This is a genomic window from Hafnia sp. HMSC23F03 (assembly GCF_001816025.1).
In the GTDB taxonomy this organism is placed as follows: Bacteria; Pseudomonadota; Gammaproteobacteria; order Enterobacterales; family Enterobacteriaceae; genus Hafnia; species Hafnia paralvei.
Genome location: NZ_KV824245.1, coordinates 65,439 through 90,752, shown reverse-complemented (window position 1 = coordinate 90,752; position 25,314 = coordinate 65,439). Strand labels below are relative to the sequence as shown.

General features: G+C 49.4%; 26 protein-coding genes. 6 read left to right on the top strand and 20 right to left on the bottom strand.

What is annotated here, in order from left to right; genetic code table 11:
- Window positions 1-149: 149 nt before the first annotated feature.
- From HMPREF3091_RS20900 to yfbV, 4 genes are all read right to left on the bottom strand, one after another.
- The gene (locus tag HMPREF3091_RS20900; RefSeq protein ID WP_070718729.1) at window positions 150-1,982 is read right to left on the bottom strand and encodes an SLC13 family permease; all 1,833 of its coding nucleotides are present in this window, start codon (window positions 1,980-1,982) and stop codon (window positions 150-152) included.
- A gap of 159 nt (window positions 1,983-2,141) precedes the next feature.
- Window positions 2,142-2,795, bottom strand: coding sequence for a sugar phosphatase (locus HMPREF3091_RS20895; protein ID WP_035503384.1), 654 nt, complete (start codon window positions 2,793-2,795; stop codon window positions 2,142-2,144).
- 15 nt (window positions 2,796-2,810) lie between these two features.
- Entirely contained in the window at window positions 2,811-3,305 is a 495-nt protein-coding gene (locus HMPREF3091_RS20890) for a YfbU family protein (RefSeq protein WP_008814025.1), read from the bottom strand.
- A gap of 256 nt (window positions 3,306-3,561) precedes the next feature.
- Window positions 3,562-4,017 carry a terminus macrodomain insulation protein YfbV gene (gene yfbV, locus HMPREF3091_RS20885; protein ID WP_004092641.1) on the bottom strand — a complete coding sequence of 152 codons (456 nt, stop codon included), beginning with the start codon at window positions 4,015-4,017 and terminating at the stop codon, window positions 3,562-3,564.
- 405 nt (window positions 4,018-4,422) lie between these two features.
- On the opposite strand from yfbV, the gene ackA reads away from it, so the two are divergent.
- A complete protein-coding gene (gene ackA, locus HMPREF3091_RS20880) occupies window positions 4,423-5,622 on the top strand; it encodes an acetate kinase (protein ID WP_004092645.1) in 1,200 nt (399 codons plus the stop codon).
- A gap of 155 nt (window positions 5,623-5,777) precedes the next feature.
- The gene (pta, locus tag HMPREF3091_RS20875; RefSeq protein ID WP_020303665.1) at window positions 5,778-7,934 is read left to right on the top strand and encodes a phosphate acetyltransferase; all 2,157 of its coding nucleotides are present in this window, start codon (window positions 5,778-5,780) and stop codon (window positions 7,932-7,934) included.
- 81 nt (window positions 7,935-8,015) lie between these two features.
- Here pta and HMPREF3091_RS20870 read toward each other — a convergent pair whose 3' ends face one another.
- The 5 genes from HMPREF3091_RS20870 to HMPREF3091_RS20850 form a co-directional block, all read right to left on the bottom strand.
- Window positions 8,016-8,981, bottom strand: a complete 966-nt coding sequence (locus HMPREF3091_RS20870; RefSeq protein WP_070718726.1) for a transketolase family protein — start codon at window positions 8,979-8,981, stop codon at window positions 8,016-8,018.
- On the bottom strand, window positions 8,978-9,808 hold the full coding sequence (locus HMPREF3091_RS20865; RefSeq protein ID WP_070718723.1) for a transketolase: 831 nt from the start codon (window positions 9,806-9,808) through the stop codon (window positions 8,978-8,980). Before HMPREF3091_RS20865 ends, HMPREF3091_RS20870 begins: the two co-directional genes overlap by 4 nt.
- 9 nt (window positions 9,809-9,817) lie before the next feature.
- The gene (locus tag HMPREF3091_RS20860; RefSeq protein WP_004092653.1) at window positions 9,818-11,203 is read right to left on the bottom strand and encodes a PTS ascorbate transporter subunit IIC; all 1,386 of its coding nucleotides are present in this window, start codon (window positions 11,201-11,203) and stop codon (window positions 9,818-9,820) included.
- 39 nt (window positions 11,204-11,242) lie between these two features.
- The gene (locus HMPREF3091_RS20855; protein WP_004092655.1) at window positions 11,243-11,512 is read right to left on the bottom strand and encodes a PTS sugar transporter subunit IIB; all 270 of its coding nucleotides are present in this window, start codon (window positions 11,510-11,512) and stop codon (window positions 11,243-11,245) included.
- 89 nt (window positions 11,513-11,601) lie between these two features.
- Window positions 11,602-12,045 (bottom strand): PTS sugar transporter subunit IIA, encoded by a 444-nt coding sequence (locus HMPREF3091_RS20850; protein WP_004092656.1) that lies wholly within the window; start codon window positions 12,043-12,045, stop codon window positions 11,602-11,604.
- 309 nt (window positions 12,046-12,354) lie between these two features.
- On the opposite strand from HMPREF3091_RS20850, the gene HMPREF3091_RS20845 reads away from it, so the two are divergent.
- The gene (locus HMPREF3091_RS20845; protein ID WP_070718719.1) at window positions 12,355-13,374 is read left to right on the top strand and encodes a LacI family DNA-binding transcriptional regulator; all 1,020 of its coding nucleotides are present in this window, start codon (window positions 12,355-12,357) and stop codon (window positions 13,372-13,374) included.
- 19 nt (window positions 13,375-13,393) lie between these two features.
- Here the strand turns inward: HMPREF3091_RS20845 and yfcD are convergent, their stop codons facing one another.
- From yfcD to yfcF, 3 genes are all read right to left on the bottom strand, one after another.
- Window positions 13,394-14,008 carry an NUDIX hydrolase YfcD gene (yfcD, locus tag HMPREF3091_RS20840; RefSeq protein ID WP_004092664.1) on the bottom strand — a complete coding sequence of 205 codons (615 nt, stop codon included), beginning with the start codon at window positions 14,006-14,008 and terminating at the stop codon, window positions 13,394-13,396.
- A gap of 112 nt (window positions 14,009-14,120) precedes the next feature.
- The gene (gene yfcE, locus HMPREF3091_RS20835; RefSeq protein ID WP_070718716.1) at window positions 14,121-14,669 is read right to left on the bottom strand and encodes a phosphodiesterase; all 549 of its coding nucleotides are present in this window, start codon (window positions 14,667-14,669) and stop codon (window positions 14,121-14,123) included.
- Window positions 14,670-14,806: 137 nt separating this feature from the next.
- The gene (yfcF, locus tag HMPREF3091_RS20830; RefSeq protein ID WP_035503359.1) at window positions 14,807-15,451 is read right to left on the bottom strand and encodes a glutathione transferase; all 645 of its coding nucleotides are present in this window, start codon (window positions 15,449-15,451) and stop codon (window positions 14,807-14,809) included.
- Between the two features lie 211 nt (window positions 15,452-15,662).
- On the opposite strand from yfcF, the gene yfcG reads away from it, so the two are divergent.
- The 3 genes from yfcG to HMPREF3091_RS20815 all read left to right on the top strand — a co-directional run bounded on the left by yfcG (window position 15,663) and on the right by HMPREF3091_RS20815 (window position 17,779).
- Window positions 15,663-16,289, top strand: coding sequence for a GSH-dependent disulfide bond oxidoreductase (gene yfcG, locus HMPREF3091_RS20825; RefSeq protein ID WP_070718714.1), 627 nt, complete (start codon window positions 15,663-15,665; stop codon window positions 16,287-16,289).
- A gap of 107 nt (window positions 16,290-16,396) precedes the next feature.
- Window positions 16,397-16,774, top strand: a complete 378-nt coding sequence (gene folX / locus HMPREF3091_RS20820) for a dihydroneopterin triphosphate 2'-epimerase (protein WP_004092674.1) — start codon at window positions 16,397-16,399, stop codon at window positions 16,772-16,774.
- 99 nt (window positions 16,775-16,873) lie between these two features.
- Complete coding sequence (locus tag HMPREF3091_RS20815; RefSeq protein WP_004092676.1) at window positions 16,874-17,779, top strand: TIGR01777 family oxidoreductase; 906 nt, start codon at window positions 16,874-16,876, stop codon at window positions 17,777-17,779.
- 667 nt (window positions 17,780-18,446) lie between these two features.
- On the opposite strand, the gene hisP is transcribed toward HMPREF3091_RS20815, so the two are convergent.
- The 8 genes from hisP to cvpA form a co-directional block, all read right to left on the bottom strand.
- On the bottom strand, window positions 18,447-19,220 hold the full coding sequence (gene hisP / locus HMPREF3091_RS20805) for a histidine ABC transporter ATP-binding protein HisP (RefSeq protein ID WP_035503387.1): 774 nt from the start codon (window positions 19,218-19,220) through the stop codon (window positions 18,447-18,449).
- A gap of 10 nt (window positions 19,221-19,230) precedes the next feature.
- Window positions 19,231-19,947 (bottom strand): ABC transporter permease, encoded by a 717-nt coding sequence (locus HMPREF3091_RS20800; RefSeq protein WP_070718709.1) that lies wholly within the window; start codon window positions 19,945-19,947, stop codon window positions 19,231-19,233.
- Window positions 19,944-20,630, bottom strand: a complete 687-nt coding sequence (hisQ, locus tag HMPREF3091_RS20795) for a histidine ABC transporter permease HisQ (RefSeq protein ID WP_004092681.1) — start codon at window positions 20,628-20,630, stop codon at window positions 19,944-19,946. Before hisQ ends, HMPREF3091_RS20800 begins: the two co-directional genes overlap by 4 nt.
- An 81-nt stretch (window positions 20,631-20,711) precedes the next feature.
- Entirely contained in the window at window positions 20,712-21,494 is a 783-nt protein-coding gene (gene hisJ, locus HMPREF3091_RS20790; RefSeq protein WP_004092682.1) for a histidine ABC transporter substrate-binding protein HisJ, read from the bottom strand.
- 364 nt (window positions 21,495-21,858) lie between these two features.
- Window positions 21,859-22,440 (bottom strand): UbiX family flavin prenyltransferase, encoded by a 582-nt coding sequence (locus HMPREF3091_RS20785; RefSeq protein WP_008814041.1) that lies wholly within the window; start codon window positions 22,438-22,440, stop codon window positions 21,859-21,861.
- Window positions 22,437-22,817, bottom strand: coding sequence for a helix-turn-helix domain-containing protein (locus HMPREF3091_RS20780; protein ID WP_070718705.1), 381 nt, complete (start codon window positions 22,815-22,817; stop codon window positions 22,437-22,439). Before HMPREF3091_RS20780 ends, HMPREF3091_RS20785 begins: the two co-directional genes overlap by 4 nt.
- A 258-nt stretch (window positions 22,818-23,075) precedes the next feature.
- Window positions 23,076-24,593 (bottom strand): amidophosphoribosyltransferase, encoded by a 1,518-nt coding sequence (gene purF, locus HMPREF3091_RS20775; RefSeq protein WP_004092690.1) that lies wholly within the window; start codon window positions 24,591-24,593, stop codon window positions 23,076-23,078.
- Between the two features lie 21 nt (window positions 24,594-24,614).
- A complete protein-coding gene (gene cvpA, locus HMPREF3091_RS20770) occupies window positions 24,615-25,130 on the bottom strand; it encodes a colicin V production protein (RefSeq protein WP_008814043.1) in 516 nt (171 codons plus the stop codon).
- Window positions 25,131-25,314: the final 184 nt, after the last annotated feature.

Below are 25,314 nucleotides of genomic sequence, written 5' to 3'. Positions count from 1 at the left end.
AGTCGAAGGCATCCGAGTTGGGTCGGACGCCTACACGATAGAGATGCAGGGCTCGGTATTTTGGGCGTACACAATATGCACCATATTTACGCGAGCGCTTGAGCTGCCTTGTTCAATGCTTTAAGCGCACAAAGCTTAGATCACCCCCATCAAAACGGAAACAACCACGGCACCACAATCACGCTGGCAACCATCACCAAGAGAGTAAACGGCACGCCGATCTTAACGAAATCGCCAAAGCTGTAGTTACCCGGCCCCATCACCAGCGTATTGACCGGCGACGATACCGGCGTCATAAACGCCGCTGACGCCGAAATGGCAATAATCATCGCGAACGGATACGGTGAAAGGTGCATCGCATGCGCCGTCGCAATCGCGATTGGTGCCATTAGAACCGCCGTAGCCGTGTTAGAAATAAAGAGTCCCGTGACCGCACAGAATACAAATAAGCTGAGCAACACAACTCTTGGCCCCATGCCGCCCACTAAATTCATCAGCACATCTACCGCCAGCGTGATACCACCACTCTTTTGCAACGCCAGGGCAAACGGTAGCATTCCCACGATTAAAATGAGGCTCGGCCAGTGAATCGACTTATAGGCGCTTTCCATATCAATACAACGGAATTTACCCATCAACATACAGGCGATCAGCGCCGCAATGGCGTTGGGAACTTCATCTGTTAGCATCATGGCAATCATTAATGCCAAACAAAACAGCGCATGTGGGGCTTGGCTGATAGCGGGAGCGACATCGTCCACTTCAGCGGGGAGGTGCAGCACAATAAAATCATGGGGCTGTAACTGAAGCTGGCGGATCTGCTTCCAGTTACCGATAACCAACAGAATGTCACCTAACTGAAGCGGCTCATTCACCAACTTGCCTTCTATCGGCGCACCATCGCGGCGAATACCCACCACGTTTAGCCCATAGCGGGTACGGAAAGTCATTTCGCGCAATGTTTTACCAATTAGGTCGGAATCAGGAACGATAGTGACCTCAGCCATCCCCACATCGCGCGCCTGTTCAGAAAAATACTCGCCACGCAGTACCATCGGCTCAAGCATCTGTTCGGCACAAAACTCACGCAGATCGACTTCAGAATCCGACATGTCGATTAACAACACATCGCGCTCTTTAAGCTCAGTGTTTCCAACCGCATTAACCATGACTCGGCGAAACTTGCGCCAGCGTTCAATCCCCACCACGTTAGCACCGTAACGTGCACGGAGATGAAGTTCATCCAAGGTATGACCGATCAAGGGAGAACCGGAGCGAAGCGCTAATCGACGCGCTCTTCCGGTCAGTTTGTAATCGCGGATCAGATCGCGGAAAGTCCGGCGTGTCCAGCCGTCCTTATTGCTATCTTCTTTACTGCTTGCGAGCCAGTTACGCGCCACCAGCATATAACCGACACCCATCAGCAACACGATGATACCAACCGGTGTTACGCTGAAAAAGCTGAGGCCACGAAATCCCTCACGCACTAATTCACTGCTCACAATCATATTGGGCGGCGTTGCAACCAGCGTCATCATGCCGCTAATCAGCCCAGCAAAACTCAGCGGCATCAGCAGACGCGCTGGCGATATTTTCATCCGCGCAGCAACGCTAAGCACGACGGGGATAAAAATCGCTACCACGCCCGTTGAACTCATGACGGCTCCCAGTGAAGCTACCGTAATCATGAGCAAAACCAACATCTTGGCCTCGCTATCCCCGGCCACCTTGACTAACCAATCGCCGACCTGATAAGCAACGCCTGTGCGCACCAATCCGTCACCGATAACAAACAAAGCCGCGATTAAAATAACGTTAGGGTCACTAAAGCCCGCGGTTGCTTCGCTGAGCGAAAGCGTACCGCTCAGGACAAATGCAATGATGATAAGCAACGCTACGACATCCATGCGTAGCTTGTTGGTAGCAAAAAGGACAATAGCAATCAGTAATAACGTTAAAACCCACAATAATTCGCCGTTCACGACATCTCCCTTTGTGAATTTACTCCGATAGAAACCTATATCTAAATTAGCTGGATTTTCAGCCAGCGTCGCGACTACTCCAAAGAAAAATCGTTATAAGCATGCCATAAAAAAAGCCCCGTGATGACGGGGCTTAATCATATTTCATTCAATTACTACTTACAGCGCATGAATAACCGCGTACTCACCTTCTTTCTCTACGCGAATCTGCACTAGCGAAGTCAAATTGAGATCGACTAACTCCAGCTTTGGTGCATCTTGAGGGGCATTCACCGCGATCACCTGACAGCCTGCCGACAATCCAGAAAGAATGCCCGCCGCTGCGTCCTCCACCACCACACAGTCACTGACGGCCAGCCCTAGCTTCTGCGCACCTAACAGGTAAGCGTCAGGCTCTGGCTTGCCACGAGACACCTGTTCAGCGGTGATGAACACATCAGGTTTTGGTAATTGCCCCGCCGCGCGACGCGCATAGGCCACCGGAATAGAACCTGAAGTGACAATCGCCCATGGAATGTCTAACTCATTCAGACGATCCAGCAGAGCAACCGCTCCTGGTAACGCCGTCACACCATCGGTATCTCTTGATTCAATCTCTTCCAACCAGTCATATTCTTGTTGAATACGCTCTTCGCTCTCACCAGACATAAAATGCCGCAGCGAGGTGATGGCCTGTTTGCCGTGGATAAAATCCAGAACCTCCTGTGGATTCACTCCCTGACGTTTCGCCCAGTTGATCCATGAGCGTTCAACTACCGGCAGTGAATCTACCAATGTTCCATCCAGATCAAACAAAAAACCTTTGCACTTCACAGGCATTCCTCTGTTTTACGCGTTAATAATTTGTGCAATCTCCACCGCGCTCAAATGATACTGACGCGGGCATGACTGCCAGATTGACAGCATACGCTGGTATTTTTCCCACATTTTAGTCTGGGCATTGAAACCATGCGTGCCTGAATCGAAGTGAGTGTAACGCCCTTCGGTACCAACCATAAAGCGTACATAGCTTAAATAGCGAGCTTCTGTTGCAGCATCAAAGCCTAAAAACTCTAATCGACGAGGGTCAATATCTTGTTTTTCTTTCAGATTATTGTAAGACACCTGCAACGCATGATGCATTTCCATAATATTGATAATAGTGCGACAGGTATCTTCGCTCAGCTCGCCAAAGTCGCGATCGAGTTCGCGCATTTGCAGGCCAAAGCCGCGCTCAATGATGGTTTGCAAACGACGGTAACGCTCGGCGTTATCCGGATCCATCATGGTCATCATCTTGTATTGGTTAGAAAGAATCAGGCGTTGTGCGTTGGTCATTTCCATCTTTGATTTCCTCATCGAGCGGCCAAAGTCGATGCTAGGCCGGGGTCAAGTCATGTAAAAATGTGAATTCTATGTCCGGAGCATGGCATAAGCCTGTCATTCTAAATAGTGCTTAACATCACTTTTTTGATTTGGAACGGGGTTTCGAGGAAGAGAAACTGCGTTAAATTCCACTCTGCGCATTTTTTTATCAATAGGCGTGTATTTTTACAACAAATCCGCAACATTGACGGACAAAAAACACACGCCAAATCGATTAAATATCATCCAGAAAGGTCTTATCCAACTGCTTAAATGCGCGCTGCAAAACATCTGCTAAGGCTTGATAGGTTGGCGTCCCCTCAACGGGAGCCTGTGCTTTACCCGCTTCGACTAACTTCGCGCGTAGCTCGTGAAACCACTGTAACAGCGTTGGCGGCAACGGAGTGACTGAGCGTTTCCCCAACCACCATAGCCCTTGCATTGGCAAACTACAGGCAAACAGCGCCGTGGCAATCGCAGGCCCTAACTGGCCGCCCAGCGCAATCTGCCACGTCAGTGTAAAAATAGCGATTGGGGGCATAAAGCGCACGGCAAAGCGCGTCACTTTAGCGATACGGTTTTCAGGGAACACCGGAGCCAAGCGTTTATCACTCGGCCAGGTCTTCATATATGTCTGTCCGCGCTGAAAAATCTGAAACCACCCTACGTGGCCCGTTGGCTTAGATGTCATAGGAACCTCAACTTCATTTATAAAAATTCAAAAAATAGTGTAAAATCACAACGGATACTTAGCGGCCTTAAATTTATTTTGTTTTTGGCATCCGCAATCGGTATCCTAGCGCGGCCTTGGGGCCGGTAGAAGCAGAAAACAGCGTTAATAAAGTGTTTCATTGACGACTGCTTCTTAAAGCTAAGTTTTCAACGATTGAGCTCTGTACACTCTATCAGTGCTCGGCTGAATCCTTGCCGGCAAAGCAATGCATTTTTGGGCACCGCAGTTTCTCAATGCGATGTTCTTCATCATGACGAAATCACATTACGCATGATGTTAATCATAAATGTCGACGACATATTACGCTACGCTTAATGTCTGATTGACTCAATTTCTAACCACGCATAACAAGTAGGTACTTCCATGTCGAAGCTGGTACTGGTTCTTAACTGCGGCAGTTCATCACTGAAATTCGCTATCATCAACGCAGCCAACGGTGAAGAACACCTGTCTGGTTTAGCTGAATGTTTCAGCCTGCCTGAAGCCCGTATTAAATGGAAAATGGACGGCGCTAAACACGAAGAAGCGTTAGGTGCTGGCGCAGCTCATAGCGAAGCGCTGAACTTCATCGTTAATACTATTCTGGCTCAGAAGCCTGAACTCTCCGCATCACTGACCGCTATCGGTCACCGTATCGTTCACGGCGGCGAGAAGTTCACTGAATCCGCGTTGATCACTGATGATGTTCTGCAAGGTATTAAAGATGCGATCCCGTTTGCGCCTCTGCACAACCCTGCGCACCTGATCGGTATCGCTGAAGCGTTCAAATCTTTCCCTAGCCTGAAAGACAAAAACGTTGCCGTCTTTGACACCGCATTCCACACCACCATGCCAGAAGAGTCTTACCTGTATGCCCTGCCATACAGCCTGTACAAAGACCACGGCGTTCGTCGTTACGGCGCACACGGCACCAGCCACTTCTTCGTAAGCCAAGAAGCGGCAAAAATGCTGAACAAGCCAATTGACGAGCTGAACGTAATCACTTGCCATCTGGGCAACGGTGGTTCTGTAACCGCAGTTCGCAACGGTAAATGTGTTGATACTTCTATGGGTCTGACCCCGCTGGAAGGTCTGGTTATGGGTACTCGCTCTGGCGACATCGACCCCGCTATCATCTTCCACCTGCATGATTCACTGGGCATGAGCGTTGAGCAGATCAACAAGCTGCTGACCAAAGAATCTGGTCTGCTGGGTCTGACCGAAGTCACCAGCGACTGCCGTTATGTTGAAGACAACTACGAAACCAAAGCTGACGCTAAGCGCGCTATGGACGTATTCTGCCACCGTCTGGCTAAATACATCGGTGCTTACACTGCGCTGATGGATGGTCGTCTAGACGCCGTTGTATTCACCGGCGGTATCGGCGAAAACGCAGCAATGGTACGTGAACTGACTCTGGACAAACTGGGTCTGCTGGGCTTCGAAATCGATCACGAACGCAACCTGGCTGCACGCTTCGGCAAATCAGGCACCATCACTAAAGATGGCAGCCGTCTGGCCGTCGTTATCCCAACCAACGAAGAGTTGGTGATTGCACAAGACGCCTCTCGTCTGACTGCATAAGACGCATCTCAACCCCGCAAGCCAAGGCCTGCGGGGTTATTTAAGCTCCAAAGTTTAAATCAAGCGTAGAAATTCTAACCTATCCGACCAAGTTCAACGCACTGAGCAAACCAACATCCGTTCAGCCAGTTGAACAACCGTAAAGAGGTTTTATCGTGTCACGTACAATTATGCTGATCCCCACCAGCACCAGCGTTGGCCTGACCAGCGTTAGCTTGGGTGTCATCCGCTCCATGGAGCAAAAAGGTGTTCGCCTAAGCGTGTTCAAGCCCATCGCCCAGCCACGCACCGGCGGCGATTCTCTTGATCAAACTACCACTATCATCCGCGCTAACTCTTCAATCCCTGCCGCAGAACCGCTGCGCATGTCTCACGTTGAAACGCTGCTGAGTTCTAACCAGCAGGACGTGTTGATGGAAGAAATCGTTGCTCGTTACCACGAAAATACCAAAGACGCAGAAGTTGTTCTGGTTGAAGGCTTGGTTCCAACACGTAAGCATCAGTTTGCTAACGCGCTGAACTATGAAATTGCCAAAACCCTGAATGCTGAAATCGTCTTCGTTATGGCGCTGGGTAATGACACCGCTTCTCAGGTTAAAGAGCGTATCGAACTGGCTCGTTCTAGCTTCGGCGGCAGCAAAAACAAAAACATCACCGGCGTGATCATCAACAAGCTGAATGCACCGGTTGACGATCAGGGTCGTACTCGCCCAGATCTGTCTGAAATCTTTGATGACTCTAACAAAGCCAGCGTTGCAAACCTAGATACTGCACAGCTCGTGGCAAATAGCCCGCTGCCAGTTCTGGGCTGTGTGCCTTGGAGCTTTGAGCTGATCGCGACTCGCGCAATCGACATGGCGAATCACCTGAAAGCACGCATCGTGAACGAAGGCGACATCAAAACTCGTCGTATCAAGTCTGTGACTTTCTGTGCACGCAGCATTCCTCACATGCTGGAGCACTTCCGTCCAGGCTCTCTGCTGGTCACTTCTGCTGACCGTCCAGACGTGCTGGTTGCCGCCTGTCTGGCTGCAATGAACGGCGTGGAAATCGGTGCGATCCTGCTGACCGGCGGTTACGACATGGACGAGCGCATCGCTAAGCTGTGCGAACGTGCATTCCAGACTGGTTTGCCAGTATTCATGGTCGATACTAACACTTGGCAGACTTCTCTGAGCCTGCAGAGCTTCAACCTCGAAGTTCCCGCTGATGACCATCAGCGCGTAGAGAAACTGCAAAACTATGTCGCTAGCCATATCGATAGCAAGTGGATTGACTCTCTGACTGCCGCCTCTGAGCGTTCACGTCGTCTGTCTCCTCCAGCATTCCGTTATGAACTGACCGAACTGGCGCGTAAAGCTTGCAAACGCGTTGTTCTGCCAGAAGGCGACGAACCACGTACCGTTAAAGCAGCCGCTATCTGTGCTGAGCGCGGCATCGCTGAATGTGTTCTGCTGGGTAACCCAGAAGAAATCCAGCGCGTAGCAGCGGCTCAGGGCGTTGTTCTGGGTAAAGGCATCGAAATTGTCGATCCAAATGTCGTCCGTGAACAATACGTTCCACGTCTGGTTGAGCTACGTAAGAACAAAGGCATGACCGAAGTTGTTGCCCGCGAACAGCTGGAAGACAACGTGGTTCTGGGTACGCTGATGTTGGAACAAAACCAGGTAGACGGTTTGGTATCTGGCGCAGTTCACACCACAGCAAACACCATTCGCCCACCGTTGCAGTTGATTAAAACTGCACCTGGTAGCTCTTTGGTTTCTTCTGTGTTCTTCATGCTGTTGCCTGATCAGGTTCTGGTTTATGGTGACTGTGCGATCAACCCAGATCCAACGGCTGAACAGCTGTCTGAAATCGCGATTCAGTCTGCTGATTCTGCAGCTGCATTCGGTATCGAACCACGAGTTGCCATGATCTCCTACTCTACCGGCAATTCTGGTGCAGGCAGCGACGTTGAGAAAGTACGCGAAGCAACTCGTCTGGCTCAGGAAAAACGTCCTGACCTGATCATCGATGGCCCTCTGCAATATGATGCGGCAATCATGGCTGACGTTGCGAAGTCTAAAGCGCCTAACTCTCCAGTTGCGGGTAAAGCAACCGTGTTCATCTTCCCAGACCTGAACACCGGTAACACCACTTACAAAGCGGTACAGCGTTCTGCTGACTTGGTTTCTATCGGGCCAATGCTGCAAGGCATGCGTAAGCCGGTAAATGACTTGTCTCGTGGCGCACTGGTTGATGATATCGTCTACACCGTTGCTCTGACTGCGATTCAGGCTGCACAGGCTGCGGCGGCAGCAGCTAAGTAATCTTTGATTACCTATGTGCTTTAAAGGCTCCCAATGGGAGCCTTTTTTAGTGGTATCAATAAACTACAGCACCTGCGGGAATTACGTTTTATTGTTTAACAACGCTTCAGCCTGTTTCACAATATCTTCCGCCGTCAGTTCATACTCCTTCATCAAGAAATCCTGCGTTCCCACCTGCCCGTAACGCTCTTTAATTCCAACGCGTCGCATTGGTACCGGATAATTTTCAACCAGCACTTCTGCCACTGCTGAACCCAGCCCATTATGGATACTATGGTTTTCACAGGTGACAATTCGCCCTGTTTTTGTTGCGTATTCAATAATCAGGTCTTTATCGATAGGCTTCAAAGTAAACATATCAATAACCGCCACGCTATATCCCTGCTGCTTCAGTATCTCTGCGGCCTGCAAAGCCTCAGCCACCATGATGCCATTGGCGACCAGCGTAATATCTTTACCATCCTGTAAAACCTTTCCCTTGCCGATGGTAAATTCAGTGCCTTCAGGATAAATGGTATAGGCCTGCTTGCGGATAGTCCTTACCCAATGGAAACCTTTTAAATCGACCAGTTGGCGCAGAATTTCACGGAACATCGTGGCATCCGTCATTTCCATGACCACCGAATGCGCCAAACCACGCACGATCCCCATATCTTCAAATGACATATGGGTTCCGCCATTGTGACAGGCGCTAACACCCGCGTCTGACGCAATCACCTTGACGTTGTTTTTCTGATAATCAACAGACATGAAAAGCTGATCAAAACAACGGCGGCTAGCAAAAGCAGTAAAGGTATGCACAAAAGGAATTCGGCCAGCCAATGAAAGCCCCGCGGCAGTGCCAATCACGTTTGCCTCCATAATTCCGCAGTTAATCACCTGCTGTGGAAAATCGCGATGAACGGCATCCATCGCCATTGAACTCATCAAATCAGCCTCTAAGGCAATAACCGGCGTATTTTCCATGAACTGCTCGCGCATCGCCTGAGCATAGACCTTACGCATTTCAATCTTATCTTTCTGTAACGGCAAGAATTCATGGCTCATAGCGAGGCCTCCAGAGTCTCAATTGACTTCAGCATTTCAGCTTTTATTTCGTCAGTTAAACGTAGATGATGCGAGTTCGGCAGTTGTTCGATGTAAGCAACCCCTTGGCCTTTGATGCTGTCGAGTATCACAACCCGAGGCCGCTGCTCACCAACACGAACCGGGGCAACAACGTCATAGATTGCAGCAATATCGTCACCTTTCACGCTGACAACATCGAAACCAAATGCACTGAATTTTGCCTTAAGATCAAACGGTTTAATCACTTCATCCAAGGTTCCATCCAACTGCTGCTTGTTATAATCAATAAACAACGTCAGGTTGTTCAGATTATGATGAGCAATAAATTGGAACGCCTCCCAGCACTGCCCTTCGTTGAGCTCACCGTCGCCCAAAATACAGAACACGCGATTTTTACGCCCAGCCAAGCGGTGTGCCAATGCCATTCCTGTCGCGATGGATACCCCTTGCCCTAACGACCCCGTAGTGGCGTCAACGCCACGGGTTAATAAGCGATCGGGATGACTCGGAAAATGGGTGCCATTTTGGTTTAGCGTCGCGAGATCCTCACGCGGAAAATAGCCTTTCAGCGCTAACGCACTGTAGAGCGCAGGCCCCGCATGGCCTTTGGATAAGACGAAATTATCGCGCTCCGGCCACTCAGGGTCGGCAGGATCAACATTCATCACCGCGCCATACAGCACGGCCAGCGTTTCGACTACTGACATCGAACCGCCATAATGGCCAAATCCCAGATTGGTTAACGCTTTCAACGTTTCCACGCGAATTTCTGTTGCGTAGCGTTGAACCTCATTTAGGTTAAGCATAATGACCCCTTATTTATTCACACCGTCGGAGGACGTGGATGGTGAGCTCTTACGAGAGAAGAAGTAGTTATGCGCCACGAGCGCCGCAAAGATTGCAATAATAACTACCATAATCATGTCTTTATTCATGAAGCGCGCCATGTTGCCCAGCACAATACCGATGGCACCAAAATCAGCGTCCGAGAAGGTGGTGTTAGCAAAACCTAAAGCGCCAAGAACAGGGAGTAATAGAACGGGTAAGAAGGTAATCAACAAACCGTTGGCAAAGGCTCCCAGCATCGCGCCACGACGCCCGCCAGTCGCATTGCCAAACACGCCTGCGGTAGCACCGGTGAAGAAGTGCGGCACAACGCCTGGCAAAATCAGCACTAAATTGAATTGCCCCAGTAAGAACAATCCCACCAGTCCGCCGAGAAAACTAAATAGAAAGCCGACCAACACCGCGTTTGGCGCATAGGGATAAACCACTGGGCAGTCGAGAGCAGGACGAGCATTCGGCACTAAGCGCTCAGAGAAGCCGGTAAATGCAGGCACAATTTCTGCCAGAATCAGGCGCACACCCTGCAGGATGATGAATACACCGGCGGCAAAAGTGATCGCCATAATAATGGCGTAAACCAGATAGTTTTGACCGGCGCTATAGGTCGCCTCAACGAACGTGGAACCCGCACTCACCGCCATAATCAGGTAGATCACCATCATGGTCAGCGAGATTGAAATCGAACTATCGCGCAAGAAGCTCAGGTTTTTAGGCAGATTCATCTCTTCGGTCGAACGAGAGCCTTTACCTACACGCCCGCCAATCCAGCCGGAAAGAATGTAGCCAAGCGTACCAAAGTGACCGAAAGCAATATCGTCATTACCGGTGATTTTCCGCATATAGCGTTGCGCCAGTGCAGGGAAAAAAGCCATGACCAAACCTAGCGTCAACGCCCCCGTAAAGACTAATTGCACACCCTCAAAACCCGCTACGGTTAAAATAATCCCGATCATACACGCCATATAAAACGTATGATGACCCGTCAGGAAGATATATTTCAACTTGGTAAAACGAGCAACGACGATATTAGCCACCATGCCGAATGCCATGATTAGCGCGGTTGCTGCACCGTACTTTTCAAGTGCAATAGATACAATGGCTTCGTTGTTAGGGATAATGCCTTGAATATTGAATGCATGCTCAAACATTCCGCCTAATGGATTCAGAGAACCCACTAACACACCCGCACCGCCGCCTAATACGATAAAACCTAAAATAGTTTTTACCGTGCCTTTAACCACATCACTGAACGATTTTTTTTGCGCCAGCAAACCCACCAGTGCAATTAACCCAACCAATACGGCGGGGACTTTTAATATATCAACGATGAACTTAAGCGTTTCTTGGATAAACATATCCACCTCGCTAATTATCTAGGGAAACTGCCGATTTTTTTATTTATTGAAATAAGCGCGTAGTTTTGTTTCTAACTCATTTATATCGATAATATTAGTAATCACGATCAGCTGGTTATCAGGAATACTGGCACTCGCTGCAATATCCTTTGCCATAACAAACAGATCAGCTTCACCGGGAATAGCCGAGGAGAGATCGGAGTGCTCTACCTCTGCGTCAACGCCAATTTTCTTAAGTACTTTCTTAATATTCATTTCAACCATAAAGCTACTGCCTAACCCTGAACCACATATCGCCATAATTTTCATTATTTGTTCCTCGGTGATTTATTTTGAATGCAGGAATCCCGCAGGCAATCCTGATGTTTTGATTATTGGGTTATTAAATTAAGTAGAAATTAATATTTTTCGATGATGGCTTTAATTTCCTCTATGGTGGTAGCCTTATGAATTTTCTTTACCGCATCATCATCTGAGAAAAATTCAGCCAGATGAGAAATTAATTCAATGTGGCTATGACTATCAGGCGCCGAGAGCATAACGATTAAATTAACGGGATCGTTGTCGGCAGAATAAAACAAAACGTCTTGCTTTACGCTTAGCAGTGAAAGTCCAAGAGATTTAGCCCCCTCTTCCGGCCTAGCGTGTGGCATTGCAATTCCGGGAGCCAAAACATAGTAGGGACCCAGTTTTTCATGTTGTTGATAAATCGCAGCCAGATAGTCAGGAGTAATAATGCCTTTCTGCAATAACGGTTGAGCGCTGAGTTTTACCGCTTCCTGCCAAGAATCCACACGCTCGCGAATTTGTATGGTGTCATCAGTTAACCAAGTATTCAGCATTGTCTCTCCTAAGCGGATGACCCCAGTCGATTGCCTTTAACTGTGGGTCATTTAGACCCGCGGTCATCACATGATTGAGTGGTGTAAAGAGACGATACCTTTAAAGATAGCGCTACCAAAAACGCTATCTATTGGATTTGTGATAGCGCTATCAAAAATAGATGTTTATTCTATGAACAACGAGGATGCGTAACTTTCAAGCAGCCCATATGACAATATCTCACGCTAGGTCACTAAGTAGTTTGATGATTAATCTATTTTTTTAGCTAAAATAGCGTCACTGCAGCCTAGGCTCCGTTAGGAACAAGCATGCCTATCATTAAAAAACGACGTAGTACCGGCAGAGTGACATTGGCTGATGTAGCCAGACTCGCCGGTGTGGGTTCTATGACCGTATCGCGCGCGCTTCGCACGCCCGATCAGGTTTCGGATAAGCTAAGAGAAAAAATCGAGTCTGCCGTTAGCGAACTGGGCTATGTGCCAAACCTTGCCGCAAGCGCGTTGGCGTCAGGAGCCGGTCGCACCATTTCGGTGGTCGTTCCCTCGTTTACTGAGGCTGGTTGTGCCCAAATGCTCGCCGGTCTACAAAGCGTGCTGCAACCGGCAGGGTTCCAACTCACGCTCTCTGAATCTCAACGTGATGAAGAACGTGAAGCGAGCATGTTGGAAAACCTTCTGTCGGCGAGTCTGGCCGCGGTTGTTTTGCTGAGCACTGAGCAAAGCGACAATACGCGACAGTGGCTGAAGAATGCAGAGATCCCCGTCGTTGAAATTGGTGCAATCCGTGAGGATCCTATCGATATCAACATCGGAATAGATTATGCCGATGCCATGTTCAATCTCACCCGTCACGTTATCGAGCGCGGGTATGAAAACATTGGTTTGCTGTGCGCGAACCAAGAACCGTGGGTATTTCAACAGCATCTGCACGGTTGGCATCAAGCGTTGTTACGCAGCCATTTCTCGCCACATCGTGTGATTAACGCCGCTGAGCCGGCTAATTTTTCTACGGGCGCGAATCTACTGCCGGAGTTTATTCTGGCTTGGCCTGAAATTGATGCATTGATTTGTGCCTCTGACGAACTTGCCTGCGGCGTCTTATATGAGTGTCAACGACGGCATATTCGCGTACCAAGCCAGTTGGCGGTGGCAGGATTCGGCAATCGTGATGTCAGTCAGGTATGTCAGCCGCCGCTAACAACCACCGCGGTACCGTTTAAAGAGATAGGAATTCAGGCTGCCAACGCACTGCTGGCGCGCCTGAATCAGCAAGCAACCAAAGCCACTATTCCTGTCAGCTCAGTATTATGCAAACGGAGCAGCTGCTAAGCCGACAGGCGTTGAATCGCTACTCTTCGCTCTCGTTCTGCGGCACTTCTTCCGCTTCAGTTTCGCTAGAGGCTTTTGCCGATGGCGTATTTTTTTGAATACACATCGGCTGATAGTGCTTGTCGCTATTGCGTGTCATCCACAATGAGAGGGCTTTGAGCGAGTCCGGCGTAAAGCTGTCGCACTCAGCCGTGATCTCTTCTGGCGTCATCCAGCGAACGGATTCCACCTCTTCTTCCTGTAAGGCAAACGGCCCGTGCGAAACACAGCTGAAAAGCGCGCCCCAAACACGGCAATTGTCTTGTTCAAAATAGAACATACCGTGATCGGCAAAGGGAACACCGGCAATACCCAGTTCCTCTTCCGCTTCACGGCGTGCTGAATCCAACATGTTCTCACCGCTTTGAACAACGCCCCCTGCGGTTGCATCTAGCCAACCGGGGTAAAAATCTTTGTTGTCGGTACGTTTTTGAACCAGGATCTGCCCCATTCCATTGTGAACCACGATATAGGTTGCACGGTGACGCAGACATTGAGCGCGCATTTGCGCACGAGTCGATTGAGCAATGACATCATTGTTTTCGTCAACGATATCGACCCACTCCAACCCGGTGTTGAGCGTTTGTTCCACCATCCTCTGAAACCTTTTTCTTAGCGTACTGACGCACGCAGTTTGTTCATCGCATCTGCTTTATGTGCAACATCAGCGCACGCAGATCCTACCGAAAATGCCATAAAATAAAAAATCAGCCGATTGCGACTTCTGCCAGTATCTCTGTACCGTTCAGGGCGCAGACTTTTAAGACTCCGTGTTCAAACATCCCAAAACTAGGGACATTTCCGCCTTTAGGTAGGCTAACCGAGCCAGGATTGAAACAATAAATATCACCACGTTGCTCTGCTACCGGCAAGTGTGTGTGTCCGTAGACCAGCACATCTTTTTGGCTCAATGGCGGTAGCTCAGCAGGATGATAAAGGTGACCGTGGGTTAAAAACAATCTTTGATTATTGAGCAAGATTTGTTGCCAAGGCGCCATCATCGGGAATTTCAACAGCATCTGATCGACTTCACTATCGCAATTGCCACGAACGGCGATGATCTTGTCAGCAAACTTATTTAATAGCTCTGCGACCTGAGGCGGATTATAGCCGTCGGGCAGTGGATTGCGCGGCCCGTGATTGAGCACATCTCCCAGAATAATCAGCCATTGGCTTTCATTTTGTTCAAACAACTCAAGCACGCGCTGCGTCGCGCTGAGAGAGCCATGAATATCCGAGGCAAACATCAGCTTCATATGCGGTTCTCGTTGAATAGGAGTAATGCCCATAGTGTAACGATGGCTATCATTGCCCGCCAGCCTACAAAGCCTTGTTTGCCCACTTTTAACCAGATTGATTCATCAGTTGCTTGTTTTAACAACACTTAATCGCTTTAGCGTCGTTTGGCGGCCGATAAAGCTAGCCACTGGCATACAGATGCGCGCTGCCACTGGAAATGTGCATACTCGACCAGCCGTTCAGGCACAGCATCTCCCGCCATAATCAATCGATTGAGCATGAGCGCTAAATCAGTATCTGCGATACACCATTCACCAAATAAGTTTTGATGTCCTTCCAACAACAGGCGTTCAACTCCGGCGATAAGCTTAGCCGCGGCATACTCGCCCTCTTCACTTAGCGCAGGTGGCTTTAATCCAGCAAAGACGACCTCTGTAGAGCGCTCTTGGCGAATCGGCATGAGATCGCTGCGCAACCATGCCTGAATCTCGCGAGCCTTGGCTCTCTTTTGTTTGTCGTGTGGGTAGAGCGACGCAAAATCCGGCGCGGCAAACACCTCATCCAGATATTCCGTAATCGCCGAAGATTCAGAGAGAGAAAAGTTTTCATGCAACAACGTTGGCACCCTACGCGTCAGGGATAGCTCGGCATACGCCTCCTGCTGATTTTCATGCTCTGCCAAGTCAACGGGTTCCAGTTCGAATCTCAGCCCTTTTTCTTTCAGAGCCACATAGACCGACATCACATAAGGACTAAAAAAATGACTGTCAGAATACAGCGTAATATCCGGATGACTCATGTTGCCTCCTGAGGAATAGGACAAAACAGTAGGAGTATCAGTATTACATGTCTGCATACTTTTGCAGCGATGAAATCATGTAACAGAGTAGATATTTCATTCAATCTTAATTATACATTTTTGCAACACCATCGCTTTCACCGCTGTGGCTTTTGGACTATAGTCAGAAGGATACGCTTCCTCTTACCGCTTGATTTTTCTGGGAGACATCATGATCGACCTGTATTACGCCCCGACGCCAAACGGCCATAAAATAACGCTTTTTCTCGAAGAATCTGGCCTGGCATATCGCATCCACCACGTCGATATCGGCGCTGGTGATCAGTTCAAACCCGAATTTTTAGCCATCTCGCCAAATAACAAAATTCCAGCCATCGTCGATCGTCAGCCCGTTGACGGCGGCGCTCCGTTAAGCCTGTTCGAGTCAGGCGAAATACTGCTATATCTGGCAGAAAAAACCGGACGTTTCATCAGTCAGGAGCTGCGTTCACGCGCTTCCACTCTCCAGTGGCTGTTTTGGCAGGTGGGCGGCTTTGGTCCAATGCTGGGACAAAACCACCACTTCAATCACTATGCTCCCCAGCCGGTTCCCTATGCCATCGAACGCTATCAGGTTGAAACCAAACGCCTGTATACCGTTTTAGACAAACAGCTCCAGAAACATGCCTATGTTTCTGGTGATGAATACAGCATTGCTGATATGGCGATTTATCCTTGGGTGGTGCCGCATGCGCGCCAACGCATCGATTTAGAAGACTTCCCTGCGGTACGTAACTGGTTTGAACGTATCTCTGCGCGCCCCGCCACTAAAAAAGCGTACAACCTGCCACAAGAATAATGGTTTCAGGCCAGCACTCACGGTGCTGGTCGCAACTCCCCTTCTATTACCAATCGCCAATTTTCCCTGTATGCTGAATGCGACATCGCATTTGATAAGGATACCCTATGAGCTTTTTACAGCCTGATGCCATCATTCGGATTAAAAACCTGCGGCTGCGTACTTTCATCGGGATAAAAGAAGAAGAAATCAATAATAAACAAGACGTTGTTATCAACGTTGTGATCCACTACCCAGCAGAACAAGCACGGAGAAGCGAAAATATCGCCGATGCGCTTAACTACCGTACCATCACGAAACGCATCATTGCTCACGTAGAGGAACATCGTTTCGCGCTGCTGGAAAAATTAACCCAAGATGTTCTCGACATCGCTTGTGAACACCACTGGGTCACCTATGCTGAAGTAGAGGTCGATAAGCTTTACGCGCTACGCTACGCGGATTCCGTCTCGATGACTATGCGCTACCGTAAGGCTGATAAATAACGACATATACCCGAACAACTGGAGAGGCGGCCAGCAACAGTCGCTAGCGCAGCTTAATGTACTGACGGGTATACATATCCCTGATCTTGGAGAAGGCTTATGCGTATTTTTATTACCGGCGGAACGGGGCTTATCGGCAAACCTCTTTGCCAACGTCTTCAGACGCTACACCACGAGCTAACGGTTTTAACCCGAGATCCGCAAAAAGGACGAGAAAGACTGGGGGATAATGTTAGCTACGTCACCTCGTTAGATGCACTGTCAAACCTTGACGGCTACGATGCCGTTATCAATTTAGCGGGCGAGCCTATTGCCGATAAGCGCTGGAGCGAAGAGCAAAAGCAGCGTTTGTGTCACAGCCGCTGGGATATTACCCAGCGCATCGTCGAACTGATCCACAACAGTGCTAAGCCGCCTTCTGCACTGCTTTCGGGGTCTGCGGTCGGTTATTACGGCGATCAGGATGAAGCGCTCGTCACGGAAGAAGACCCGCCGCACCACGAATTTACTCACGATCTTTGCGCTCGCTGGGAAGGGCTTGCTCTCCAAGCTTCCAGCGATAAAACGCGTGTTTGCTTAATGCGAACAGGGATCGTGCTTTCACCCGACGGCGGCGCATTAAGCAAAATGCTGCCGCTGTTCCGTTTAGGCTTAGGGGGCGAAATGGGTAGCGGCAGGCAGTACATGCCGTGGATCCATATCGATGATATGGTCAACGCTATTCTCTATCTGCTGGAATGCCCAACGTTAAATGGCCCGTTCAACATGACCGCGCCCTATCCGGTTCATAACGAACAGTTTATCGCAACATTGGGTGAAATTTTAGGACGCCCAACGGTAGTACGTACTCCGGCATTTGCAATCAAAACCCTGATGGGTGAAGCCAGCGTACTGGTACTTACGGGACAGCGCGCCGTGCCAAAACGCTTAGAAGAAGCGGGGTTTGGGTTTAGATATTTTGAGTTGGAAGATGCGTTGAGGAATGTGTTGGGGAAGGAGTTTTAAGTTGGTAGAGGTTTAGTTCACCGATCGTTTATGGTATTGCAGTGAAATGTTTCGTTCGCCTGTCAGCAAATGCGTGTCCATGACACCGCTGGCGAAGGCGACCGATGAGAGCCCCGTTGCGCGGGGGCTCTCAACTCGCGCGCTTTTATCCGAGACGCCATCTCCGCTCCGGTTTGGTATCGCCCATCCAGGGCGCCCCAAACTCCGTCACGACATCCCTGTCGTGCCGGCTCTACCTACCAAGACTTAAACAATTAAAAAGACAAAAACAGGGTGTGGTCTTTATCTTTTGCCTTTGACCTTTTCCGGCACGTTGTTCTTCAGCCGAAGGGAGGAATGTAGGCTAGGATTCGCCGACAGGACGTCGGCGAAAGAACGGAGGAGCCAGGATGGCGATTGCCGTTCGTTCCGTTAAGACCGGAATGATGAAACGAGGGAACCCGCGTAGCGGGCTGGGAGGGGGTGCCAAGCCCGGATGCAAGGCGGCGGCGATTGAGCCGCCTTGCTCGGACGCCTGCACGGTGTTCATGTAGATTTCAGTGTAATAGGCGTACGAAACTTTACACCACCGTCCCATAAACGACAGGCGTACAAAACCTTCATAGATCTAGCATAGAGCTGCTGTAGCTATTATGCCCCAAAACTCCCCAGCCCTAAGCAATCCCCCCTACTTCAATGCCCCCGACAAAAACTGCTGTAGCCGCGCACTTTTTGGGCTACCAAACACCCATTCTGGCGGCCCTTGTTCTTCAATTATCCCTTGATGCAAAAAGATAACGTGATTAGACACGTGACGGGCAAATCCCATCTCGTGAGTCACCACAACCATCGTTTTTCCCTCTTCGGCCAGCTTTTGCATAATGCGTAATACTTCACCAACCAATTCAGGATCGAGCGCCGACGTTGGTTCATCAAACAACAAGACTTCCGGCTCCATCGCTAAAGCGCGAGCGATAGACACACGTTGTTGCTGACCGCCAGACAAATTGATCGGGTATTTCCCTCGCGCTCTTTCATCAATACCCACTTTGTCGAGATAGCGAATCGCCCGCTCATGCGCCTCTGCTTTACTCAGCCCAAGAACCTGAATCGGCGCTTCCATCACGTTTTCCAGCACGGTCATGTGGCTCCATAAATTGAAATGCTGGAACACCATCGTCAGGCGCGTACGCAACAGTCGAAGCTGCTTTTTATCACCCACTTTTAGCTGACCGTCTGTATCTCGAACCAAACCGATATCGGTGCCGTTAATAGCAATCGAACCCTCGCTCGGTTTCTCCAGAAAATTAATGCAGCGCAAAAACGTACTTTTTCCCGACCCTGATGAGCCAATAATACTGATCACATCGCCGGCTTTCGCCGTCAGTGACACCCCTTTCAACACTTCGTGGTCACCGTAGCGTTTATGCAGCTCTATTACGTTAAGTTTGGTTGGATTCATCAACGGCAGCTCAGTGAGAAAGTGTGGGATTAACATGCGCCATCCAGCGTTTCTCCGCTTTGCGGAACAGCCTGATGAGCACGTAAGAGATAATCAGATATAACACGGCCGCAATGCCAAACGCGGTGAAAGGCTGATAGGTTGCGGAATTGATATCACGCGCCACTTTCAGTAAATCAGGTACCGTCGCGGTAAACGCCAGCGCGGTCGAGTGCAGCATCAGAATCACTTCATTACTGTATGCGGGTAATGCCGTACGTAACGCAGAAGGTAAAATAATGCAGCGGTAAAGCTTAAAACGTGAAAAACCATAAGCATTCGCGGCTTCGATTTCACCATGGGGCACCGCACGGATCGCTCCGGCAAAAATTTCGGTGGTATAGGCGCAGGTGTTCAGCGTTAACGCCAGTAAAGTACAGTTCAGCCCGCTGCGGAAAAATGCATTGAGCATCTCGGTACCTTTGACTATTTCCAACGTGTACATTCCAGAGTAAAACACCAGCAGTTGCACATACAGCGGAGTGCCACGAAAGACCCAGGTAAACAACCATACCGGCATCGAAATCCAACGTTTTGGGGAAACCCTAGCCACGGAGAGAAAAACGGCCAGTATTCCGCCCATCACCACCGAAGCAATCAGCAACCACAGCGTAATCGCGATTCCGGTAAAGCGAAAACCATCCGTCCAAATCAGCGATTTCCAGTATTCATAAATAATTTCATTCATAGTTCTGCCCTTCTCACACCCGCAGAGTAGCGTTTCTCGAGCATCAGCAGCACACCATTCGACACCGTGGTAAAGAGTAAATAGATCGCCCCCGCCACGATGGCAAAATAGAATGGCTGCCAGGTGCCTTTGCCGGCAATCTGAGTGGCTTTGACCAAATCGTCCAACCCCAACAACGAAACTAGCGCAGTGGCCTTTAAAATCACCTGCCAGTTATTACCGATGCCCGGTAACGCATAGCGCATCATGGCTGGGAACAAAATACGGCGGAAAATTTTGCTGGCGGAAAATCCCAGCGACGTTGCCGCTTCGATCTGACCTTTCGGTACAGCCATAAAGGCACCGCGAAACGTTTCCGTAAAATAAGCGCCATAGATAAAGCCCAGCGTGATCACACCGGCAACCAGCGGATCGATATTAAACTGGGACCAGCCGAGTAAATCCGTGATTTGGTTTAAAACCATCTGCAAGCCATAGAAGATCAGCAGCATCAGGACGAGATCGGGTACGCCTCGAATAAGCGTGGTGTAACCTTCAAAAATCGTCGCCAGAACAGACGAGCGAGAGAGCTTTGCCGCCGCGCCGAGCAAGCCTATGGCCACCGCAAGCAGCACCGAACTTACCGCAAGCTCAAGCGTCACCAGTGCACCATTTAAAATGAGTTGAGAGTAGCCTTGTAGCATCTTCAGCCTGCCATTTCATCGCGAACAAACTTAACCCACAGACATCCCCCGCACAGAATGCGGCGGATGTCTCACCTCGGATTAACCGCCGTAGACGTTAAAGTCGAAATACTTCTTGGCAAACTTGTCATAGGTGCCATCTTTACGCATTGAATCAAAGGCTTTATCCAAGGCAACCTTCAAATCGGCATCATCCTTACGCAGCCCCATGCCTGTACCTACGCCAAAAATCGCGTTGTCTTTCACCGATGGGCCAGCAAAGGCATAATCTTTGCCCACTGGCTGTTTCAAGAAACCTTCGCTAGCGGCCACCTCATCTTGGAAGGCCGCGTCGATGCGACCCGCCGCTAAATCAGCGTAGATTAAATCCTGATTCTGATACGGCACCACGTCCACACCCTGCGGGCGCCAGTGCTGATTCGCGTAAGTTTCCTGCGTAGAACCTTGCAGTACCCCGACGTGTTTACCTTTCAATGACTCCAACGTTGGCTGAATAGGCGAACCTTTAGCCGCCACTAAGCGAGAATCTGCCGCGTAGAGCTTCTCGGTAAAGGCAATTTCCTTCTGGCGCTTTTCGGTAATCGATAGGGAAGAAATGATGGTGTCGATCTTCTTGGCTTTCAGAGACGGGATCAGGGCATCGAAATCACTCTCTACAAACGTACATTGAGTATTGATGCGTTTGCACAACTCTTTGGCTAAGTCGATATCAAATCCCACCAGTTGTCCTTGAGGATTTTTGGAAGAGAACGGTGCATAGGTCGGATCGGTGCCCACTCTGAGATGATCCGGAACGGCTGCAAAAACGCTTGTAGAGCCAACCATTGCTAAAAATAGAGATACTGCTAATACCTGCTTCTTCATACTTTACCCTCAAGGAAACGTTTTATGGTTGTGATGTCGTTGTGTTGTTTGCAGTCTGTCGAACTCAATGTATCGACTTAAAATTGTTATTTAGCGAAAGCTCGGCTCGCACTGAAAGCTGTAGCAGATTTCGTGCCATACCCATTGACTCACCGCGGATAGACGCAGGACATGGATCAACATCCTCAAAGGAACGCCTCTAAGGATGCGGAACACCGCTGATATCAGTGAAGTGAGCCGCTCAACCTTGCTTTAGCAAAGATAGAGCAGCAATGACAAAACGACAGGTCCTGAGGAGGGAAAATTAGACTTTATGCACCAAAAGTGATCGATGTTGCAAAAACGCACTAATGTTGCACAAGTGTTACTGTGATTTATGTCCGCCGTCCCAGCGGGTGAAGAGATCTTGTGAAATCTCGATATCAAACTGATCGATCACGCGGTTTACCGTTTGATCGACGATATCTTGCAACGTCTGTGGACGATGATAAAACGCGGGAACCGGCGGCATCACGATCGCGCCAAGTTCTGCTGCCGTAGTCATCATTCGCAGATGGCCTAAATGCAGCGGGGTTTCACGCACGCAAAGCACTAAACGGCGACGCTCCTTAAGCACCACGTCTGCCGCTCGCGTCAATAAGTTATCGGTATAGCTATGCACAATACCAGACAGCGTTTTCATCGAGCACGGTAAGATAACCATGCCTGCTGTTTTAAACGAACCCGAAGAGATACTGGCGGCGATATCACGCGCATCATGCACCACGTCTGCAAGGCTCTGTACATCGCGCAGTTGGAGATCGGTTTCTAGTGCCAGAGTCTGCCGTGCGGCATTGCTCATGATTAGATGAGTTTCGATATCAGGCACGCCGCGCAATACTTCCAGCATACGTACGCCATAAATCACGCCGCTGGCGCCAGAAATACCGATGATTAAACGTTTCATGAGTGTTGGCCTACTTTGGTGGATTTAATCAGACACTCAGCTGGAATACCAAACAAGGAGTGCAAACGGCGAATCATCGGCAGCGTTAAATTACGTTTACGATTCAACACTTCATAGACACGGTTAGGATGCCCAATGGCCGCAGTCAGATCACGAACAGACAAGCCTGACTGCTCCATGCGAAACTTAATGGCTTCAACCGGATCGGGAAGCTCCACGGGAAAATGCTTAGATTCGTATGACTCTATAAGAGTAAGCATAACCTCGAATTGATCCCCTTCCGGCGTATTTGGCTCAGGGGGATTTTCAAAGAGCAGTGATACTTCTTTCAACGCGGCTTTGTAATCTTGCTCATTACGGATTGGGCGAATATTCATCTACCACTCCATGTCTATGGTATTAGCATCATAACATCCATGAGTCCCATGATGGGACAAATGAATCTTATCCCATTTTGGGACTATCACAAGACAAAAAAGCCCTGCATGGTGAAAATCTACTTCAACGTAAATTTTCACCATGCAGGGCAGAGGGGGTATAAATAATTTAGGACTCATTAACTACACGGTCAATGCGGCCAAATGCGAGCAGAGACTAAAAATAGAATGTAAATCTAACGTCACTTGCAGAGGCGATTACCCCTCATTGTGCATCTCAAGGTTTTCAGCTTCTTCCTGACCGCGTATCGCTTTTGCATCATCACTGCGCAGCGACTGCAGATAATCGAGATAGCCTTGATCCACATCCTTGGTGACATAAATCCCGTTAAATACCGAGCACTCAAACTGCTCAATATCGGGATTCTCTTCACGCACGGCTTCAATGAGATCGTTCAGATCTTGGAAAATCAGGCCATCAGCACCAATGATTTTCGCAATTTCGTTCACTTCACGCCCGTGTGCAATCAACTCATTCGCATTTGGCATATCGATGCCATACACGTTAGGGAAACGGATTTCCGGCGCAGCCGATGCCAGATAAACCTTCTTCGCACCCGCCTCCCGCGCCATTTCCATAATCTGTTGGGAAGTCGTACCACGTACGATAGAGTCATCAACCAACAGCACATTTTTGTCACGGAATTCGGCACGATTAGCGTTAAGCTTACGACGCACCGATTTACGGCGTTCCTGCTGGCCTGGCATGATGAAGGTGCGGCCTACGTAGCGATTTTTAACAAATCCCTGGCGATATGGCTTATCCAGGATACGAGCGATTTCTAGCGCGATATCACATGAGGTTTCAGGGATCGGGATAACCACATCGATATCCAAATCCTCCCACTCGCGGGCAATTTTTGCACCCAGCTTCTGCCCCATGCGCACGCGTGCACTGTAGACAGAAATCTTATCGATAAAGGAATCTGGACGAGCAAAGTAGACGTACTCAAACAAACAAGGATTGCTCTTCGGATTATCGGCACACTGGCGGGTAAACAACTGCCCTTTCTCCGTGACATAAATCGCTTCGCCCGGTGCAACATCACGGATAAACTCGAAGCCCAGCGTATCCAGAGCCACGCTCTCGGAAGCGACCATATATTCCACACGGCCATCTTCCAGATCGCGTTTACCGATCACCAACGGACGAATGCCGTTTGGATCGCGGAACGCCACCATGCCGTGACCAATGATCATCAGTACGCAGGCATAAGCGCCACGAATTTGCTGGTGCGTCGCCGCAACCGCAGCAAATACGTTGTCCACTTCCAGCGGATAGTGATCAAAACGATCCAGCTCATGAGCAAAGATGTTGAGCAAGATTTCAGAGTCAGAAGTGGTATTGACGTGGCGACGCGCACGCTCAAACAATTTCTGCTTAAGTTCGTGCGCATTCGTCAGATTACCGTTGTGAGCCAAGGTAATACCGAACGGGGAGTTGACATAAAACGGCTGCGCCTCGGATGCGCTGGAGCTGCCTGCCGTTGGGTAACGAACGTGGCCGATACCCATATTGCCTTGCAGGCGAAGCATATGCCGTGCTTCAAACACATCTTTGACCAACCCGTTTGCTTTACGCAAACGGAAGCCATTATTGGCATCAATAGTGACGATGCCTGCGGCATCTTGCCCACGGTGTTGAAGCACCGTTAACGCATCATAAATCGACTGGTTTACCGGTGTAAAACCGGCGATACCGACAATACCGCACATGTTGTCATTTCCTCATCAGCGTTACCGGAGCGGGAGCGGAATAGAAGGCAAATGCTCCGGTATGAAACTCGACGTGCTCTGCAGGTAGTCAAAGAACCACCTGATAATGTAACTGAACTGCGGGATGAGCTGCGACTGTTTCCAGTCCGCACTTTGTGCCATCGAGGTAAAGGTATCCAGAAAGAACAGTAGCGCTGACACAATCAGCACCCCGCGCAGCGCACCAAAGCAAATCCCTAGTACACGGTCGGTTCCGCTCAGTCCGGTTCGCTCCACCAACGAACCAATCACATAGTTAACAATGGCTCCGACAATCAGCGTTGCAACAAACAAAATGGCAATCGCAATGCCGTTGCGCACCAGCGCATCTTCAAAACGGGTGAAGTAGACGGCGAGATAGGTATAGAAATGGCTAGCGACAAAGAACGCGGCCCCCCATGTAACCAGTGACAACGCTTCTCGCACAAATCCTCGAATCAGGCTAACTAACGCCGAAAATCCGATGATGCCAATAATGACCCAATCAATCCAAACCATGACCATTCCAATCCAAGAATTGCCTCGGCATCCAGTTCGCGGCGAATTCTAACAGAAAAAGAAAACGTTTGCGTAGAGGATTTCCCTTCCTGTTCGCAAATTTTATTCTCATAAAAATTTGGCACAGATCCGGCCAATGCTTCCGGTCAGACCGACTCCCAAATGTAACAACAGCCCTGCTCCC